The organism is Vibrio sp. Isolate33 (assembly GCF_022397895.1).
GTDB classification, from domain to species: Bacteria; Pseudomonadota; Gammaproteobacteria; order Enterobacterales; family Vibrionaceae; genus Vibrio; species Vibrio pomeroyi.
Genome location: NZ_JAKEUP010000010.1, coordinates 1 through 17,079, shown reverse-complemented (window position 1 = coordinate 17,079; position 17,079 = coordinate 1). Strand labels below are relative to the sequence as shown.

The window sequence follows — 17,079 nt, the reverse complement described above, 5'->3', positions numbered from 1 at the left end:
AGGAGCAATAAATGCTCCTTTTCTTCAAACAGTCTTTGCAGACATCGCTATTAGCGACGTAGGCCTAGGCGCTTGATTAGATCTTGGTAACGAGAAAGGTCTTTACCTTTCAGGTAGTCAAGAAGCTTACGACGGCTAGAAACCATACGTAGAAGACCACGACGGCTGTGGTGATCGCCTTTGTGTGCTTTGAAGTGACCTTGAAGGTGGTTGATAGAAGCAGTTAGTAGTGCTACTTGTACTTCTGGTGAACCAGTATCGCCTTCAGCGCGTGCGTATTCTGCAACGATTGCTGCTTTAGTTTCTGCATTCAGAGACATAATTCTCTCCTGATAAGAGTAGTTTAATATTTGTAGCAGCCAATCTCTGATTCAGCCACTACGCGAGCCGAGGATTATAGGGAAGTTTGTCAGTTGGTGCAATAACAATCGAACACCTTAAAAACGAAAAAAGCGAACCGCCTAAATTAGGCGTCCGCTTTCTGTCTTATTTGCTCGTCTTTAACGACTCAGCGCGAATATCTCACTCGATTTAAGCACTCGCTTGTGGTTCTTCATCTCTGAAAACAACCAAACGTTTCGGTGCTACACGACCATCTTCAGCAATTTGAGCAACACCAACAAACAGCTTCTCTTCACCGCTTGTCATGCGAACCGTACCTTCCGTCGGCGCACCAGCAACCTGAACAGGCATACCATGCTGAACTAGGTCAGTCAGTTCCGCATTCAGGTTTACTTCTGGTAAGTCTTCAACAGCAGTATCCATTGGCATCAACAGTGGATCAAGCAGCTCTTTAGGTGCAATTTCTTGCGCCTGCGCTTGCTCTAAGATCTCGTTCAGTTGTTCCAACGTTACCATACGCTCGTAAGGGTACTTTGCTACACCAGTACGGCGAAGCATGGTCACGTGAGCACCACAGCCTAGCATCTCACCAAGATCGTCGGTGATTGTGCGGATGTAAGTGCCTTTTGAACAATGTACTTCCATCTCAACTTCATCGCCTTCAAAGCGAAGCAGTTCAATAGAGTACACCGTGATCTTACGAGACTCACGAGGAACCTCGATACCTGCACGTGCGTATTCATACAAAGGCTTACCTTGATATTTCAAAGCAGAGAACATTGAAGGGATCTGGTCAGTTTCACCTTTGAAGGTTTCGATACAACGCTCAAGTTGTTCTTGAGTCACGTTTACATCACGTGTCTCTACCACTTCACCATCTGAGTCAGAGGTATTGGTACGCTCACCAAGCTTGGCGATCACTACGTAGCGCTTATCAGAATCTAGAAGAAACTGAGAGAACTTCGTTGCTTCACCAAGACAAATTGGCAGCATGCCAGTCGCAAGAGGATCCAGAGCACCGGTGTGCCCTGCCTTCTCTGCAAAGTAAATACGCTTTACTTTTTGCAGTGCATCATTAGACGAAATGCCTGTTGGCTTATCTAACAGAATTACCCCGTTAATAGGGCGACCTTTACGACGGCGAGCCATTACTCTTCGCCCTTAGACTGAGTTTCGTCAGTACGGCCAGCTTCTTGTTGCTTGCGCTTATCATCGTTTAGCACTTCACTTACTAGGTTAGACATACGCATGCCTTCTACTAGTGTGTTGTCGTAAGTAAAACGAACTTCAGGCGTTAGACGGTGACGAATACGCTTGCCTAGCGCCATACGGATTGGCACTTCGTGCTCTTTAAGAGCAGCAAGACATGATTCAGGTGTTTGCTCACCAATACATAGGAAAGTAACGAATACTTTTGCGTAAGCAAGGTCACGAGACACTTCTACGTCTGAGATGGTTACCATACCGATACGTGAGTCACGAACTTCACGTTGTAGGATAAGTGCTAGCTCTTTTTGAAGCTGCTGAGACACACGTTGTGTGCGGCTAAATTCTTTTGACATTTTCTTTTCTCACTTAGAAAGATGGGGGGCTTGGTAATTACCAGCCCCCCATGGTGTATTCAACAACCGATTACTTATTACCTTTACTAGTAATGTTAGTAACCTTAGTCAATATGTCGAGTCGTACAGACTGATTAGTCTAGAGTACGTTGAACCTCAACGATTTCGAATACTTCGATCTGGTCACCAACGCGTACGTCGTTGTAGTTCTTAACGCCAACACCACACTCGTAACCATTCTTAACTTCTTGAACATCGTCTTTAAAGCGACGAAGTGACTCTAGCTCACCTTCGTAGATAACAACGTTTTCACGAAGTACACGAATTGGGTTGCTACGCTTAATCGTACCTTCAGTAACGATACAACCAGCGATTGCACCAAGTTTAGGCGACTTAAATACGTCACGAACTTGAGCAAGACCAATGATCTCTTGACGGAATTCAGGAGCAAGCATACCGCCCATTGCCTGTTTAACTTCGTCGATCAGTTGGTAAATGATTGAGTAGTAACGTAGGTCTAGGTTTTCGTTCTGAACCGTGTTACGCGCAGTTGCGTCAGCACGAACGTTGAAACCAAGGATGATAGCGTTAGAAGCTGCTGCAAGTGTTGCATCAGTTTCAGTAATACCACCAACACCAGAACCTACGATGTTCACTTTAACTTCGTCTGTTGATAGTTTCAGTAGAGAATCAGCGATTGCTTCTACAGAACCTTGAACGTCAGCTTTTAGTACTACGTTCAGTTCAGCAACTTCACCAGCAGCCATGTTCGCGAACATGTTCTCTAGTTTAGCTTTCTGTTGACGAGCTAGTTTAACATCACGGAATTTACCTTGACGGTAGTTCGCTACTTCACGTGCTTTACGCTCGTCACGAACAACAGTTGCTTCATCACCAGAAGCAGGAACGCCAGATAGACCTAGAATCTCTACAGGGATAGAAGGACCCGCTGTAGTTACTTCTTTACCGTTCTCATCGCGCATTGCACGAACACGGCCGTACTCTTGACCACAAAGAACGATGTCGCCTTTGTTTAGAGTACCTGACTGTACTAGTACTGTTGCAACTGGACCGCGACCTTTATCAAGGCGAGATTCAACAACAACACCAGACGCCATGCCTTCTTTAACAGCTGTAAGTTCAAGAACTTCAGACTGAAGAAGGATAGCTTCTAGAAGACCATCTATGTTTGTACCCTGTTTTGCAGAGATGTGAACGAACATGTTCTCACCGCCCCATTCCTCAGGGATTACGTCGTATTGAGCTAGCTCATTCTTAACGTTGTCTGGGTTTGCACCCTCTTTATCGATCTTGTTCACAGCAACAATCAGAGGTACGCCTGCCGCTTTCGCGTGCTGGATTGCTTCGATTGTTTGTGGCATTACGCCATCGTCTGCTGCAACTACTAGTACAACGATATCTGTCGCTTGAGCACCACGAGCACGCATAGCTGTAAACGCCGCGTGTCCAGGAGTATCAAGGAAAGTGATCATGCCGTTGTCAGTATCTACGTGGTAAGCACCAATGTGCTGCGTGATACCGCCAGCTTCGCCAGAAGCAACGTGTGCTTTACGAATGTAATCCAGTGTTGAAGTTTTACCGTGGTCAACGTGACCCATGATAGTAACAACAGGAGCACGACCTTCAGCGATTGCATCGCTATCACGGTCAGCTAGTACTGCTTCTTCAAGTTCGTTTTCTTTACGTAGGATTACCTTGTGACCCATCTCTTCAGCAACAAGCTGTGCTGTTTCTTGGTCGATCACTTGGTTGATAGTCGCCATAGCGCCCATCTTCATCATTACTTTGATAACTTCAGTTGCTTTAACTGACATTTTGCTAGCCAGTTCAGAAACAACGATAGTCTCGCCGATAGCAACGTCAGACTTAGCAACAGTTGCTGACTTATCGAAGCCTTGCTGCATTGAAGTTGGTTTCGCAAGCTTACCTTTAGCGCCACGACCACGTTGGTTACGACCACCACGGTTGTTGCCAGGTTGGTTAGCTGGAGCTGCTTTCTTTTTACGACGACGAGGCGCTTTTTCTTCTTTCTGATCCGCTGCATCTTCAGCTTCACGCGCGTAAGTAGAAGTAGTCACGTGGTAGTCCGCAGACTTCTCTTGCTCTTTCTTCTTCTTCTCTTCTTCAGTCCAGCGAGCTTCGTTTTCTTCAGCTAGCTTACGAGCTTCCTCTACAAGCTTAGCTGCTTCAGCTTCTGCTTTACGAGTTGCTTCTTGCTCTTGACGAGCTTTTAGTTCATCCGCTTCTTTTTTCGCTTGTGCGTTAGCGTCTGCATTTTTTGAATTCATGTCTTTTTTAGCCTTTTCAGCTTGTGCGCGTTGAGCTTTTTCTTCAGCATCACGTTTTGCATCCGCTTCACGTTTTGCTTTCTCATCAGCTTCGCGCTGTGCTTTCTCTGCAGCTTCACGTTTCGCAAGCTCTTCAGCTTCTTGACGTGCTTTCTCTTCCGCTTCACGTGATGCTGCATCCTCAGCTTCACGTTTCGCTTCGTCTTCAATAGCGCTGCGCTTCACGTAAGTACGTTTTTTACGTACCTCTACTTGAACATCCTTACTCTTACCGCCTCCAGCGGCAACACTTAGCGTGCTGCGGGTCTTGCGTTGAAGAGTTAAACGAGTCGGCTCTGCTTCACCAGAAGTATCGCCATGCTCCTTTTTAAGGTGCGTTAGCAATGTTTGCTTCTCTGAATCAGTTACTTGATCCGACCCTGATTTCTTCATGCCTGCATCAGCAAGTTGTTCAATTAAGCGGTCAACTGGCGTACCAATCTCTTCACTCAGTGCTTTAACTGTTAATTGTGTCATACCGCTTTCTCTCCTTGCTGAATTATTCTTCGTCGCCGAACCAACAGATGTTACGCGCAGCCATGATTAGCTCGCCCGCACGCTCTGCAGTTAGGTCTTCAATGCCTTCTAGTTCATCAACGCCTTGGTCAGCTAGGTCTTCCAATGTTGCCACGCCTTTAGCTGCCAGTTTGTAAGCCATTTCACGTTCTAGGCCTTCAAGAGCTAGCAAGTCTTCAGCAGGCTCAACACCGTCGAAAGTTTCTTCTTTCGCAAGTGCTAGAGTCGTTAGTGCATCTTTAGCACGGCTACGAAGTTCTTCAACGATGCCTTCGTCTAGACCATCTACTTCAAGAAGTTCGTTTACTGGTACGTAAGCCACTTCTTCTAGTGTAGAGAAACCTTCTTCAACAAGCAGTTGAGCAAAGTCTTCTTCGATGTCTAGGTGCTTCATGAAGTTTTCAATAGAAGCAACGGCTTCTTCTTGGTGTTTCTTCTGAAGATCTTCAACCGTCATTACGTTCAGTTCCCAACCAGTAAGTTGAGATGCTAGACGTACGTTTTGACCGCTACGGCCGATAGCTTGTGCTAGGTTATCCGCTTCAACAGCGATATCCATAGAGTGTGCATCTTCATCAACGATGATAGAAGCAACATCAGCAGGAGCCATTGCGTTGATTACGAACTGAGCCGGGTTATCGTCCCAAAGTACGATATCGATACGCTCGCCGCCAAGCTCACCAGAAACAGCTTGTACACGTGCACCACGCATACCAACACACGCACCAACAGGGTCAATACGCTTGTCGTTTGTTTTCACAGCGATTTTAGCACGAGAACCAGCGTCACGTGCAGCACCTTTAAGTTCAATTAGCTCTTCGCCAATCTCAGGTACTTCAACGCGGAATAGTTCAGCAAGCATTTCAGGCTTAGAGCGAGTAATGAATAGCTGGAAACCACGAGCTTCAGGTTTAACTGCGTATAGAAGACCACGAACACGGTCACCTGGACGGAAGTTTTCACGAGGAAGTTGGTCATCACGAAGGATTACTGCTTCAGCGTTGTTACCTAGGTCTAGGATAATTGTGTCACGGTTAACTTTCTTAACAACACCCGTTACTAGCTCACCTTCGTTGTCGATGAACTGTTCAACGATTTGAGCACGCTCAGCTTCACGTACTTTCTGTACGATAACTTGCTTAGCTGTTTGAGTCGTAATACGGTCAAATGTAACTGATTCGATGTCGTCTTCGATGAAACCGCCAAGTTCGATCTCTGGATCATCGTACTTTGCAGCTTCAAGAGAGATCTCTTTCGTTGGGAATTCAACTTCTTCAACAGCTTCCCAGCGACGGAAAGTTTCGAAATCACCCGTTTTACGGTCGATTTCAACACGAACTTCAATTTCTAGTTCGCTTTTCTTTTTAGTTGCTGTTGCAAGCGCGATTTCAAGCGCTTCAAAAATACGCTCACGAGGAACTGCTTTCTCGTTAGAAACAGCTTCTACTACCGCCAAAATTTCTTTGTTCATTAATCTAGCCTCTTAAGCTCTTCTCTCTAGGAGAACTAAAATTTAGGGATCAGGTTCGCTTTCGCAATATTGCTCAGGACGAATTCTTCTTCTTGTCCTTCAACCAATACTTTTACTGTCTCGCCTTCAATAGATTGGATATCACCTTTCCATTTACGACGGTTGCCGACAGCCATTTTCAAAACGATGCTTACCTCGTGACCAATAAATTGTTGGTAATGCTCTGCTTTGAACAGTGGTCTCTCTAAACCTGGTGAAGACACTTCAAGGTTATAAGCCACTGAAATTGGATCTTCAACGTCCATTACGGCACTTACTTGGTGACTAACTTCAGCGCAATCATCTACATTGATACCGTTTGGTGAATCGATGTAAATACGTAGCGTTGAGTGCTCACCAGCACGAATAAATTCTAATCCAACTAACTCATAACCTGATGCTGCTACTGGAGCGTCAAGCATTTCAGTAAGTTGTCTTTCTAAACCAGTCATTTAACCACTCCAGAAACAAAAAAAGGGCTCAAAGCCCAATTTAAATTCCAAGCAAACATTATCTAAATACATTTACAAATGCTTAGATAACAAAAAACCCCGTATAAGCCGGGGTTTTTGTTGCTGGACCCTTATATGCTAAGTGCCATCACATTCGATATCGCACTTAACTCACAGTGAGGTTCACACTGTGCAAACTTGCTACCAACACAAGCTATATAATAGCATTGAAATTGGTTGCGGGAGCCGGATTTGAACCGACGACCTTCGGGTTATGAGCCCGACGAGCTACCAAGCTGCTCCATCCCGCGTCCGACTTGCGAGCATTATACGCCCAACAAGATGTTTTACAAGTTTGTAAACATGGTGCCGAGAGAGGGACTCGAACCCTCACACCCTAAGGCACTAGCACCTCATGCTAGCGTGTCTACCAATTTCACCATCTCGGCATCAAATCTTTACAGATTATTGTGGAATTTCATCGCCTTGCGATGGAACTTCACTCACTGCATCATCAGCTTGCTGAATTACCTGACCTTGGGTCGGGTCAATCCACTGTGACTCAGTCTTATGTGTAGACATATTACCAAGCACTAAGCTAAGGATAAAAAATGTAGTTGCAAAAATTGCAGTCATTCGGGTAAGGAAATTTCCTGAGCCACCAGCACCAAACACAGTGTTTGAAGCGCCAGCACCGAAAGAGGCTCCCATATCTGCGCCTTTACCTTGTTGAATCAACACTAGGCCAATTACACCAAGCGCTGCCAACAGGTAAATCACAAGTAGAACTGTAAACATTTTTCCACCTATGTTCCTAATTGTTGAGCCAGCGCCGTTCAAAAAACTATTTTTAAGAACAAGGCTAGCGACCTCCTAACTGAAGGCCGAGCAATACTAGCGAATGCGACGATGGCTGACAAGGAGAATTTGCTAAAAAATAAGCCTTTACCAAGTGAATGGTCAAAAAAAGGTCAAAAGCGACACAAAACTCATTTACGTCTCTTTTGACCGTTATATCTCTTGACCGTTATATAAGTCAATCACTTCAAATCATAGGCGCTATTCACTACGCCTATCCAGTAAAAGGTTAAATTAGCAGTTTGCTTTTACTGCATCAGCAATCTTAAGCGCAGATGCTTGAACAAGATCGGCATCTTCGCCTTCAACCATCACACGTAGCAATGGCTCAGTACCAGACTTACGTAATAACACACGACCTTTCTCACCAAGCTCAGCTTCCACTTCAACAACTGCTGCTTTCACTGCTTCTGCTTCTAATGGGTTTGAATCCCCGCTGAAACGAACGTTTTCCAGAACCTGAGGGTATAGAGTCATACCTTGCGAAAGCTCGTTCAGCGTCATTTCACTGTCTACAACCGAAGCTAAAACTTGTAGCGCAGCAACGATAGCATCACCGGTTGTCACTTTATCTAATAGGATAACGTGACCCGAGTTTTCAGCACCGATCTTCCAACCTTTAGCCAAAAGTTGTTCCATCACGTAACGGTCACCTACAGCGGCACGTACAAATGGAATGCCTAGTTGCTTAAGGCCGTTTTCCATACCCAGGTTCGTCATTAGTGTACCAACAACACCACCTTTCAGCTCACCACGACGCAATGCATCACGTGCAATGATGTAAGCAATTTGGTCACCATCGACTTTATTTCCTAGCTCGTCAACCATGATGATACGGTCGCCGTCACCATCAAAGCCAAGGCCTAGTGCAGCTTTCTCTTCAACCACTTTTGCTTGCAGAGCGCGCACATCGGTTGCACCAACTTCATGGTTGATGTTGGTGCCGTTTGGCTCAACGCCCATAGCAATCACTTCAGCGCCCAACTCTTTAAATACCGCAGGAGCGATATGGTAAGTTGCGCCGTGTGCACAATCGACAACAATCTTCATTCCAGCAAGTGTCATCTGATTTGGGAATGTGCTCTTACAGAATTCAATGTAACGACCAGCCGCATCGTTTAAGCGTACTGCTTTACCTAGCTCAGAAGAATCAACACACTCAATGTCTTTATCAAGTTCAGCTTCAATTGCTAGCTCGATATCGTCTGGAAGTTTTGTACCTTCAGAAGAGAAAAACTTGATGCCGTTATCGTAATAAGGGTTATGCGATGCAGAGATAACAATCCCCGCTTCTGCGCGGAATGTCTGTGTTAGGTAAGCAACCGCAGGTGTTGGCATTGGTCCCGTAAATGTAGCTTGAAGGCCAGCAGCAGCAAGACCAGCTTCTAAAGCTGATTCAAGCATGTAACCTGAGATACGAGTATCTTTACCAATGATCACTTTCTTTGTGCCCTGTTTTGCAAGAACACGCCCCGCAGCCCAGCCAAGCTTCAGAACAAAATCAGGTGTAATCGGGTACTGGCCTACTTTGCCACGCACACCATCTGTGCCGAAGTAACGTCTTTTATCAGACATGTTGATTTCCTTAATTATGATTAGTGATTGTTATTCATCACTTCGATTATCTTCATCGCTTCCAATGTATCTTCGACATCGTGAACGCGAATAATTTGTGCACCTTTCATTGCTGCAATGGTCGCGCAAGTCACACTTGCTACCATGCAATCTGCAGGCGCCTTGTCTAGTAGCTTAAAGATCATCGATTTTCTCGACATTCCCGCCAAGACAGGCAAGCCCAACGTATGAAACTTCTCAAGGTGCGCTAATAGGTGGTAATTGTGCTCGATAGTTTTACCAAAACCAAAACCTGGGTCTAGAATCAGCTGTTCTTTTGAGATACCAACCGCCTCACAAGCTTCAACCCTTTCTTGTAAGAAAGCTTCAACATCCATTAGAACATCGTCGTAACTAGGATTGGCCTGCATGGTTCTTGGTTGACCTTTCATGTGCATCAGGCAAACCGGAACCTTCGCATCAGCGGCAGCTTCTAAAGCACCGGGCTCTTGTAACGCGCGCACATCATTGATCAAATCTGCACCCGCTTCAACAGCTTGACGCATCACTTCCGCTTTACTGGTATCAATAGAGATCCAAACATCAAATTTAGCGCGAATCGCTTTAATCGCAGGGATAACTCGAGCTAACTCTTCCTCTAGGGAAACGTCAGGAGCACCGGGACGAGTCGATTCACCACCAATATCAATAATGCTCACGCCAGCTTGAATCATGCGCTCAGCTTGCAGTAATGCATTATCTAGTGAATTGAATTTTCCGCCATCAGAGAAAGAATCAGGCGTGACATTGAGGATACCCATTACATGTGGGCGATCTAAAACGAGTGTTTTATTGTGTGCTTTTAATATCATGAAAGGCGGGTCTTAAAAGGTAAAAACATCTTGGGCTATAAACAGAAAAACCCTGAGCGTACTCAGGGTTTTAATTTATAACTTAGCGATTAAGAATCTTTGTTTTGAGCATCATCTGTTTCAGATTTAACTTCTTCAACTTTCGACTCTTCAGCTTTTGGTTCGGCTGTAACTTCTTCTGATTTAGCTTCTTCCTTTGCAGGTTCTGCTTTCACCTGATCACCCCAACCAGCTGGCTCACGAATGTCGTCTTTACGTTCCATCAAGTCATCAATTTGACCTGCATCGATCGTTTCAAACTTCATTAGTGCATCTTTCATCGAGTGCATGATATCCATGTTCTCTTCAAGAATTTGCTTCGCACGAGCATAGTTGCGGTCGATTAGAATACGAATTTCTTCATCGATCAGCTTAGTTGTATCGTCTGAAACATGCTTAGCTTGGCTCATGCCGCGACCTAGGAAAACTTCACCTTCTTCTTCAGCATAAAGAAGAGGACCCAGTTTTTCAGAGAAGCCCCACTGCGTTACCATCTTACGCGCAATATCAGTTGCACGTTCGATATCGTTAGACGCACCAGTCGACACTTTGTCTTTACCGTAGATAAGCTCTTCAGCAAGACGACCACCGTACAAGCTAGAAATCATTGATTCTAGATGTTGACGAGACATGCTTACGCGGTCTTGTTCAGGTAGGTACATCGTCACACCAAGTGCACGACCACGTGGAATGATTGACACCTTGTACACTGGATCGTGTTCAGGCACCAAGCGACCAACAATCGCGTGACCTGCTTCATGGTAAGCCGTTGACTCTTTCACTTCTTCGGACATAACCATTGAACGGCGCTCTGCACCCATCATGATCTTATCTTTCGCAAGTTCAAACTCAACCATAGATACATTGCGCTTGTTACCACGAGCAGCAAATAGAGCCGCTTCGTTCACAAGGTTCGCAAGGTCTGCACCAGAGAAGCCTGGAGTACCACGAGCAATCAAAGATGGTTCAACATCGCCCGATAGTGGAACTTTACGCATGTGTACTTTAAGAATCTGTTCACGACCACGTACATCAGGTAGACCAACCACAACTTGACGGTCAAAACGACCTGGACGAAGTAGTGCTGGGTCTAGTACGTCTGGACGGTTAGTCGCAGCGATAACAATGATACCTTCGTTACCTTCGAAACCATCCATCTCAACCAGCATTTGGTTTAGTGTTTGTTCACGCTCATCGTGACCACCACCAACACCAGCGCCACGTTGACGACCTACCGCATCGATTTCATCGATAAAGATGATACAAGGTGCCGCTTTCTTCGCTTGTTCGAACATGTCACGTACACGAGATGCACCAACACCAACAAACATTTCAACGAAGTCAGAACCTGAGATAGTAAAGAACGGTACTTTCGCTTCACCAGCAATCGCTTTTGCAAGCAATGTCTTACCAGTACCAGGAGGACCAACCAACAGGATACCTGTCGGGATCTTACCACCCAGTTTTTGGAAACGACTTGGGTCTCGAAGGTAATCAACAAGCTCTTTTACGTCTTCTTTTGCTTCGTCACAACCAGCAACATCCGCAAACAACGTTTTGATTTGTTCTTCGCTCATCATTCGAGCTTTACTCTTACCGAAAGACATAGCGCCTTTACCGCCGCCACCGCCTTGCATTTGACGCATGAAGAAAATCCACACACCAATCAGTAAGATCATTGGGAACCAAGAGATGAAGATAGTGCCAAGTAGGCTCTGCTCTTCAGGTGGTGTACCCTGAACTTTTACGTTTTGATTAATTAAGTCATCAAGTAGCTTTTGATCATAAACAGGCATGTAAGTTACATACTTAGAACCACCACCACGACGTGTGAAAGTGATTTCGCTGTTATTGAACTGTGCGTCTTGAATCTGGCCTTGGCCAACTTCCTGTACAAACGTGGTGTAATCTACTGCTCTGCCGTTACTTTCCCCAGGGCCGAAGCTCTGGAACACCGACATCAACACTACCGCGATAACAAGCCACAGAATTAAATTTTTTGCCATGTCACTCAAGGTGTAAGCCTCTCGATAACTAATTGTAATTAAAGGTAGGGTACTACAGTTTGTAACCTGTAGCCATGTTGTTAACTCTCACTCTTGGAAGAGAATCGTTAACCTTTGTAACCAGTGGCTACGATGAACACTTCACGAGATCGAGCACGAGAAGAGTCGGGTTTTCTAACTTTGACTGTTTTAAACATCTCACGGACGTCTTTAACATATTGGTCAAAGCCTTCGCCTTGGAATACTTTTACAACAAAACTACCATTGGTAGCTAGAACTTGTCGACACATATCCAAAGCTAATTCAACTAAATACATAGCTCTTGGCTGATCCACAGAATTGTTGCCTGCTATATTAGGCGCCATATCTGACATCACTACATCAACCATGTTTGGTTGTATACGTTCCAATAGAGCTTCTAGCACAGCGTCTTCACGAAAATCGCCTTGTAAGAAGCTAACGCCAGCAATCGGATCCATTGGTAACAAGTCACACGCAATGATTTGTCCGTTGTCTCCAACAATCTTAGCAGCATATTGAGACCAACCGCCAGGCGCTGCACCTAAATCCACAATGGTCATCCCAGGAGACAGCAATTTATCTTTCGTTTGAATCTCTTCCATTTTGAAATAAGCACGTGAACGATAGCCTTTCTTTCTTGCTTCGTTTGCGTACTTGTCGTCGAAGTGTTCCTTCAACCAACGGCCTGAACTGGCCGAGTGTTTCTGTTTGCTCATTGGATACCTAAATTGGAGGAAAGTACTAATTGCTGAATAAATTATAGTCTTCAGCTTTAGATGGCGTTAAAATAGGTTTTTTCAACCCTAATAGTAAAGAAAATTGGCCGCGTAATGAACCTAAGTACCAAACAAAAGCAGCATCTAAAGGGCCTAGCTCACAGTTTAAAACCTGTTGTGCTAATGGGCGCAAATGGACTTACTGAAGCTGTTCTAGCGGAAATCGAATTAGCTCTAGACCACCACGAACTGATCAAGATTAAAGTTGCATCAGAAGACCGTGAGACTAAGCAACTGATTATCGATGCAATTGTACGTGAAACTAAAGCTGAGAAAGTACAGACTATCGGTAAAGTTCTAGTACTGTTCCGTCAGTCAGAAGCACGTAAAATCGAGATTCCACGTAAATAAGAGCTTAATATAAGCTAACTTCGCCAAGAGAAAGCCACTGCGCTTATCTTTTAGTGTAGCGTGAGAAACGAAAAAGGTCGCATTAAGCGACCTTTTTACTTATCAGAAACAAAGAAAATTCAATTAGATATATTCTACTTTGTCGATCTCGAAGTCTTTGTCACCACCAGGGGTAGAGATCATTACTTCGTCGCCTTCCATCTTACCGATAAGACCGCGAGCAATTGGTGATTTCACAGAAATACGGCCAGTTTTGATGTCAGCTTCGTCTTCAGAAACGATTTGGTAGCGGAATTCTTCATCCGTATCAACATCAATCAAAGTCACTGTCGTACCAAAGATAATCTTACCAGTGTTATCCATCTGAGTTACATCGATGATCTGAGCAAGTGATAGCTTGTATTCGATATCTCGAATTTGAGCTTCACAGATACCCTGCTCTTCACGAGCCGCGTGGTATTCTGCGTTCTCTTTCAAGTCACCCAGTTCACGTGCTTCACCAATAGCTGCTGAAATAATAGGGCGCAGCTTAAGTAGGCGATCTAATTCGTCACGTAGCTGCTGAGCGCCACGTACTGTCATTGGAACCTTTTCCATTTTTTACCTCTATGCCAAAGCTTTCTTTGGCCAACATAAATCCACCCAACATATTTATTGGGTGATAGAAACAAAACGATTTGGCTTAGTGTAAACAAACTTTATAGCTAAATCACCTTTATTCCACTTTGCGTTATAAAAGCTTTATCTAGGTCTAAATTACAGACATCACAAAAATGAATAATAACCTACCCATCAATAAGTCAGCGACAAAATACCTAAAAAAAACAAAAACAAACCAAATAAACACAGATCACACTTTTATAAAAATAAAATAAAAACAAACACTTAAATAACAGCAAATATAATAAAACAGTGTTCACTATTTCTATTGATATCATTTTACTAACTGGCAATGGAACTTTAGAGGTAAAAAGTACCCCATGAATTGCTCTGGCAAGTTTCACGCTTTTGTTCTAAGCATGATTATGAAGCTTGATTAATACGAGCAATACACAAAAAGGATTCAAATCCTTGATAAATACCTTTATGGACAGTAATTAGGAATTAATAACATGAACAAGACTATGATCGCGCTTGCTGTATCTGCTGCAGCTCTTGCTACTGGCGCTAACGCGGCAGAACTATACAACCAAGACGGTAACTCTGTTGAAATGGGCGGCCGTGCTGAAGCTCGTCTATCTCTAAAAGATGGCAAAGCTGAAGACAAAACACGTATCCGTCTTAACTTCCTAGGTAAAGTTGAAATCCAAGACGGCCTATACGGTGTTGGTTTCTACGAAGGCGAATTCACAACTGCTGAAAACGGCGGCGCTACTGATAACAACGACGGCAGCATCACTAACCGTTACACTTACGCTGGTCTAGGCGGTACATTCGGTGAAGTAACTTACGGTAAAAACGAAGGTGCTCTAGGTGTAATCACTGACTTCACAGATATCATGGCTTACCACGGTAACTCTGCAGCAGACAAATTAGCTGTAGCTGACCGTTCAGACAACATGCTTTCTTACAAAGGTCAATTCCAAGACCTAGGTCTAAAAGCAAGCTACCGTTTCGCTGACCGTGAAGAGACTAACGGTGAGTTCACAGACAACGGTAAAGATGGTTACTCTTTATCTGCTATCTACGCAATCGGCGAAACTGGCGCTAAACTAGGTGCTGGTTACGCAGACCAAGACCAATCTAACGAGTACATGCTTTCTGCATCTTACGCTATCTCTGACCTGTACTTCGCAGGTGTATTCACTGATGGTGAAAAACAAGCAACTACTGTATCGGGCGATGAGTACAACAATAAATCTGTTGACTACACTGGTTACGAATTTGCAGCGGCTTACACGCTAGGTCAAACGGTATTCACAACTACGTACAACAACGCTGAAACTGATAGCGAAACGTCTGCAGACAACATCGCAATCGATGCAACGTACTACTTTAAGCCTAACTTCCGTGGCTACGTATCTTACAACTTCAACCTAATCTCTGAAGGCGATAAGATCGGTACAACTAACCTAGTATCAAACGGCCTAGCAAATTCTGCTGACGCTGAAGACGAAATCGCTCTAGGTCTACGTTACGACTTCTAATTCTGATTATCTAATTGATTAATTAGTTAATTGAGAATCAAAACGCCCGCTATCTAGCGGGCGTTTTTTATATCTGTATACTGAAAAAATCAGCCATCCAAGAAAATCTTCTATGCGCCTTCTACCTACTCTACTTCTGTGTAGTTTTTCCATCAGCGTTTCCTCTATTAACGCTTTCGCATACGCCCCTTTAGATAAACTGCCCGATGGCAGCAGCACAAGCTTAATACTGCAGTCATTGAGTGGCGATTCAAATGAAATGAATACCAACAGTGATGGCTTTTATCCACCAGCCAGCACTTTAAAACTTGTTACGGCTTTAGCGGCTAAGTTGGAACTGGGGGATGACTTTCACTACACGACCGACATAGCTCGCTCTAATAGGGATGTTGTGATCTCATTCAGCGGTGACCCAACACTACAACGAGAAGATCTAAAAAGCCTTTTAGCTCAATACGCTAAGTCACAATCTAGAACCATCAAAGGCAACTTATACCTCGATAACTCGGCTTATACGGGCTATCAACGTGCCGTTGGTTGGCCTTGGGATATTTTAGGCGTTTGTTACAGCGCGCCTTCTAGCGCGATGACACTGGACAGCAACTGCGCACAAACCTCTATTTATACAAAAGATAACGGGACAACGCGTGTATATATCCCTGCACATTATCCGATAGACGTGACAACCACTGCAGCCACCGTAACGCGCTCAGGGCAGAAGGCCACACAATGCGACTTAGAGCTCATTACTACCCCAGACAACGCTTACAAGCTTTCTGGTTGCTTGGTTGAGCGTAAGAAACCACTGCCACTCAAGTTTGCGATTCAAAACCCAGAGCTTTATACCTCTCAAGTCGTTACATCACTTCTTAAAGAATTGAAAATCCAGATTAAAGGCGATGTGATCCTTGGGAAAAAAGAGAAAGCAGACAAAATAACATTAGTCGCTAGCCACCATTCTGAAAATCTTCCAGAACTGCTCGATATCATGCTGAAGAAATCAGACAACCTAATTGCTGACAACCTTACCAAAACGCTAGGTGCGACATTTTATGTTCAACCGGGCAGTTTCAATAACGGCACTGAAGCGATAAAGCAGATCTTACTGACTAAGGCCAACATCGACCTCAGTAAAGCGCAGCTCGTCGATGGTTCAGGGTTATCTAGAAATAACCGAATGAAATCGCAGACCATGGCGCAAGTTCTGCGTTATATCTGGGAAAACGATCAACAGCTCAACCTGATTAAGGTTATGCCTACTTCTGGTACTAATGGAACTCTCAAATACCGTCCAAGCATGCGAAAAGAGCCGATTCAAGGCAACATCATAGCCAAAAGCGGATCTTTATACGGCAGTTACAATATGGCGGGGTTTGGTTTAGATAAATCAGGTAATCCAAACTCAATCTTCGTGCAGTTTGTTCGTGATTATTTCCCTGAAAAGTCAGATCCTGATAAACCAGTGGAAGCACCAATCACTCAGTTCGAACGCGCTTTCTACAAAGATGTGGTGGAGTTTAGTCAAATACAGGGCAAATCTCAGTAGCGTTCAGTTTGTTGTAAGCGGTTAATTAAACAAAAAATATCCGCCTTCTTAGAAGGCGGTTTTGCTTTATAACCCCCTAGAAGGGGGCGTCCGCGCTATCAGTTCTTCAATAACTGCAGTTGTTGTTCATACTCTATGTCCTGCTTGTCTTGGTGCCGTACATATCGTCGAATGACTTC

Annotated in this window: 15 protein-coding genes and 2 tRNA genes; 3 read left to right on the top strand and 14 right to left on the bottom strand. The window is 44.4% G+C overall.

Features of this window, described 5'->3' with window-relative positions; all coding sequences use genetic code 11:
- Nucleotides 1-50 precede the first annotated feature (50 nt).
- The 13 genes from rpsO to rlmE form a co-directional block, all read right to left on the bottom strand.
- On the bottom strand, nucleotides 51-320 hold the full coding sequence (gene rpsO, locus L1D37_RS14670; protein ID WP_004728948.1) for a 30S ribosomal protein S15: 270 nt from the start codon (nucleotides 318-320) through the stop codon (nucleotides 51-53).
- Between the two features lie 211 nt (nucleotides 321-531).
- A complete protein-coding gene (gene truB / locus L1D37_RS14665) occupies nucleotides 532-1,491 on the bottom strand; it encodes a tRNA pseudouridine(55) synthase TruB (RefSeq protein WP_176680392.1) in 960 nt (319 codons plus the stop codon).
- Nucleotides 1,491-1,904, bottom strand: coding sequence for a 30S ribosome-binding factor RbfA (rbfA, locus tag L1D37_RS14660; protein WP_017633284.1), 414 nt, complete (start codon nucleotides 1,902-1,904; stop codon nucleotides 1,491-1,493). The genes truB and rbfA overlap by 1 nt, the downstream gene beginning before the upstream one ends.
- 134 nt (nucleotides 1,905-2,038) lie before the next feature.
- Nucleotides 2,039-4,729, bottom strand: a complete 2,691-nt coding sequence (gene infB / locus L1D37_RS14655) for a translation initiation factor IF-2 (RefSeq protein WP_176680393.1) — start codon at nucleotides 4,727-4,729, stop codon at nucleotides 2,039-2,041.
- A 22-nt stretch (nucleotides 4,730-4,751) separates the two neighbouring features.
- Nucleotides 4,752-6,239, bottom strand: a complete 1,488-nt coding sequence (gene nusA / locus L1D37_RS14650) for a transcription termination factor NusA (protein WP_017633283.1) — start codon at nucleotides 6,237-6,239, stop codon at nucleotides 4,752-4,754.
- 35 nt (nucleotides 6,240-6,274) lie between these two features.
- Nucleotides 6,275-6,730, bottom strand: a complete 456-nt coding sequence (rimP, locus tag L1D37_RS14645) for a ribosome maturation factor RimP (protein ID WP_004738265.1) — start codon at nucleotides 6,728-6,730, stop codon at nucleotides 6,275-6,277.
- Nucleotides 6,731-6,964: 234 nt separating this feature from the next.
- A tRNA-Met gene (locus L1D37_RS14640) sits at nucleotides 6,965-7,041 on the bottom strand.
- Nucleotides 7,042-7,094: 53 nt separating this feature from the next.
- Nucleotides 7,095-7,179, bottom strand: a tRNA-Leu gene (locus L1D37_RS14635).
- Nucleotides 7,180-7,195: 16 nt separating this feature from the next.
- The gene (gene secG / locus L1D37_RS14630; RefSeq protein ID WP_017633282.1) at nucleotides 7,196-7,528 is read right to left on the bottom strand and encodes a preprotein translocase subunit SecG; all 333 of its coding nucleotides are present in this window, start codon (nucleotides 7,526-7,528) and stop codon (nucleotides 7,196-7,198) included.
- Nucleotides 7,529-7,822: 294 nt separating this feature from the next.
- On the bottom strand, nucleotides 7,823-9,163 hold the full coding sequence (gene glmM, locus L1D37_RS14625; protein WP_176680394.1) for a phosphoglucosamine mutase: 1,341 nt from the start codon (nucleotides 9,161-9,163) through the stop codon (nucleotides 7,823-7,825).
- 20 nt (nucleotides 9,164-9,183) lie between these two features.
- Nucleotides 9,184-10,014 (bottom strand): dihydropteroate synthase, encoded by an 831-nt coding sequence (folP, locus tag L1D37_RS14620; RefSeq protein WP_239848324.1) that lies wholly within the window; start codon nucleotides 10,012-10,014, stop codon nucleotides 9,184-9,186.
- Between the two features lie 89 nt (nucleotides 10,015-10,103).
- Nucleotides 10,104-12,059 (bottom strand): ATP-dependent zinc metalloprotease FtsH, encoded by a 1,956-nt coding sequence (gene ftsH, locus L1D37_RS14615; protein WP_239848323.1) that lies wholly within the window; start codon nucleotides 12,057-12,059, stop codon nucleotides 10,104-10,106.
- Between the two features lie 107 nt (nucleotides 12,060-12,166).
- Nucleotides 12,167-12,796, bottom strand: coding sequence for a 23S rRNA (uridine(2552)-2'-O)-methyltransferase RlmE (gene rlmE, locus L1D37_RS14610; RefSeq protein WP_017633278.1), 630 nt, complete (start codon nucleotides 12,794-12,796; stop codon nucleotides 12,167-12,169).
- Between the two features lie 114 nt (nucleotides 12,797-12,910).
- Here rlmE and yhbY point away from each other — a divergent pair, with 114 nt between their 5' ends.
- Entirely contained in the window at nucleotides 12,911-13,207 is a 297-nt protein-coding gene (gene yhbY / locus L1D37_RS14605; RefSeq protein WP_004738252.1) for a ribosome assembly RNA-binding protein YhbY, read from the top strand.
- Nucleotides 13,208-13,330: 123 nt separating this feature from the next.
- Here yhbY and greA read toward each other — a convergent pair whose 3' ends face one another.
- Nucleotides 13,331-13,804, bottom strand: coding sequence for a transcription elongation factor GreA (gene greA, locus L1D37_RS14600; protein ID WP_017633277.1), 474 nt, complete (start codon nucleotides 13,802-13,804; stop codon nucleotides 13,331-13,333).
- 515 nt (nucleotides 13,805-14,319) lie between these two features.
- On the opposite strand from greA, the gene L1D37_RS14595 reads away from it, so the two are divergent.
- Entirely contained in the window at nucleotides 14,320-15,354 is a 1,035-nt protein-coding gene (locus tag L1D37_RS14595; RefSeq protein WP_239848322.1) for a porin, read from the top strand.
- A 112-nt stretch (nucleotides 15,355-15,466) separates the two neighbouring features.
- Nucleotides 15,467-16,900: a serine-type D-Ala-D-Ala carboxypeptidase gene (gene dacB, locus L1D37_RS14590; RefSeq protein WP_239848321.1), complete on the top strand. Its 1,434-nt coding sequence runs from the start codon at nucleotides 15,467-15,469 to the stop codon at nucleotides 16,898-16,900.
- Nucleotides 16,901-17,079 lie beyond the last annotated feature (179 nt).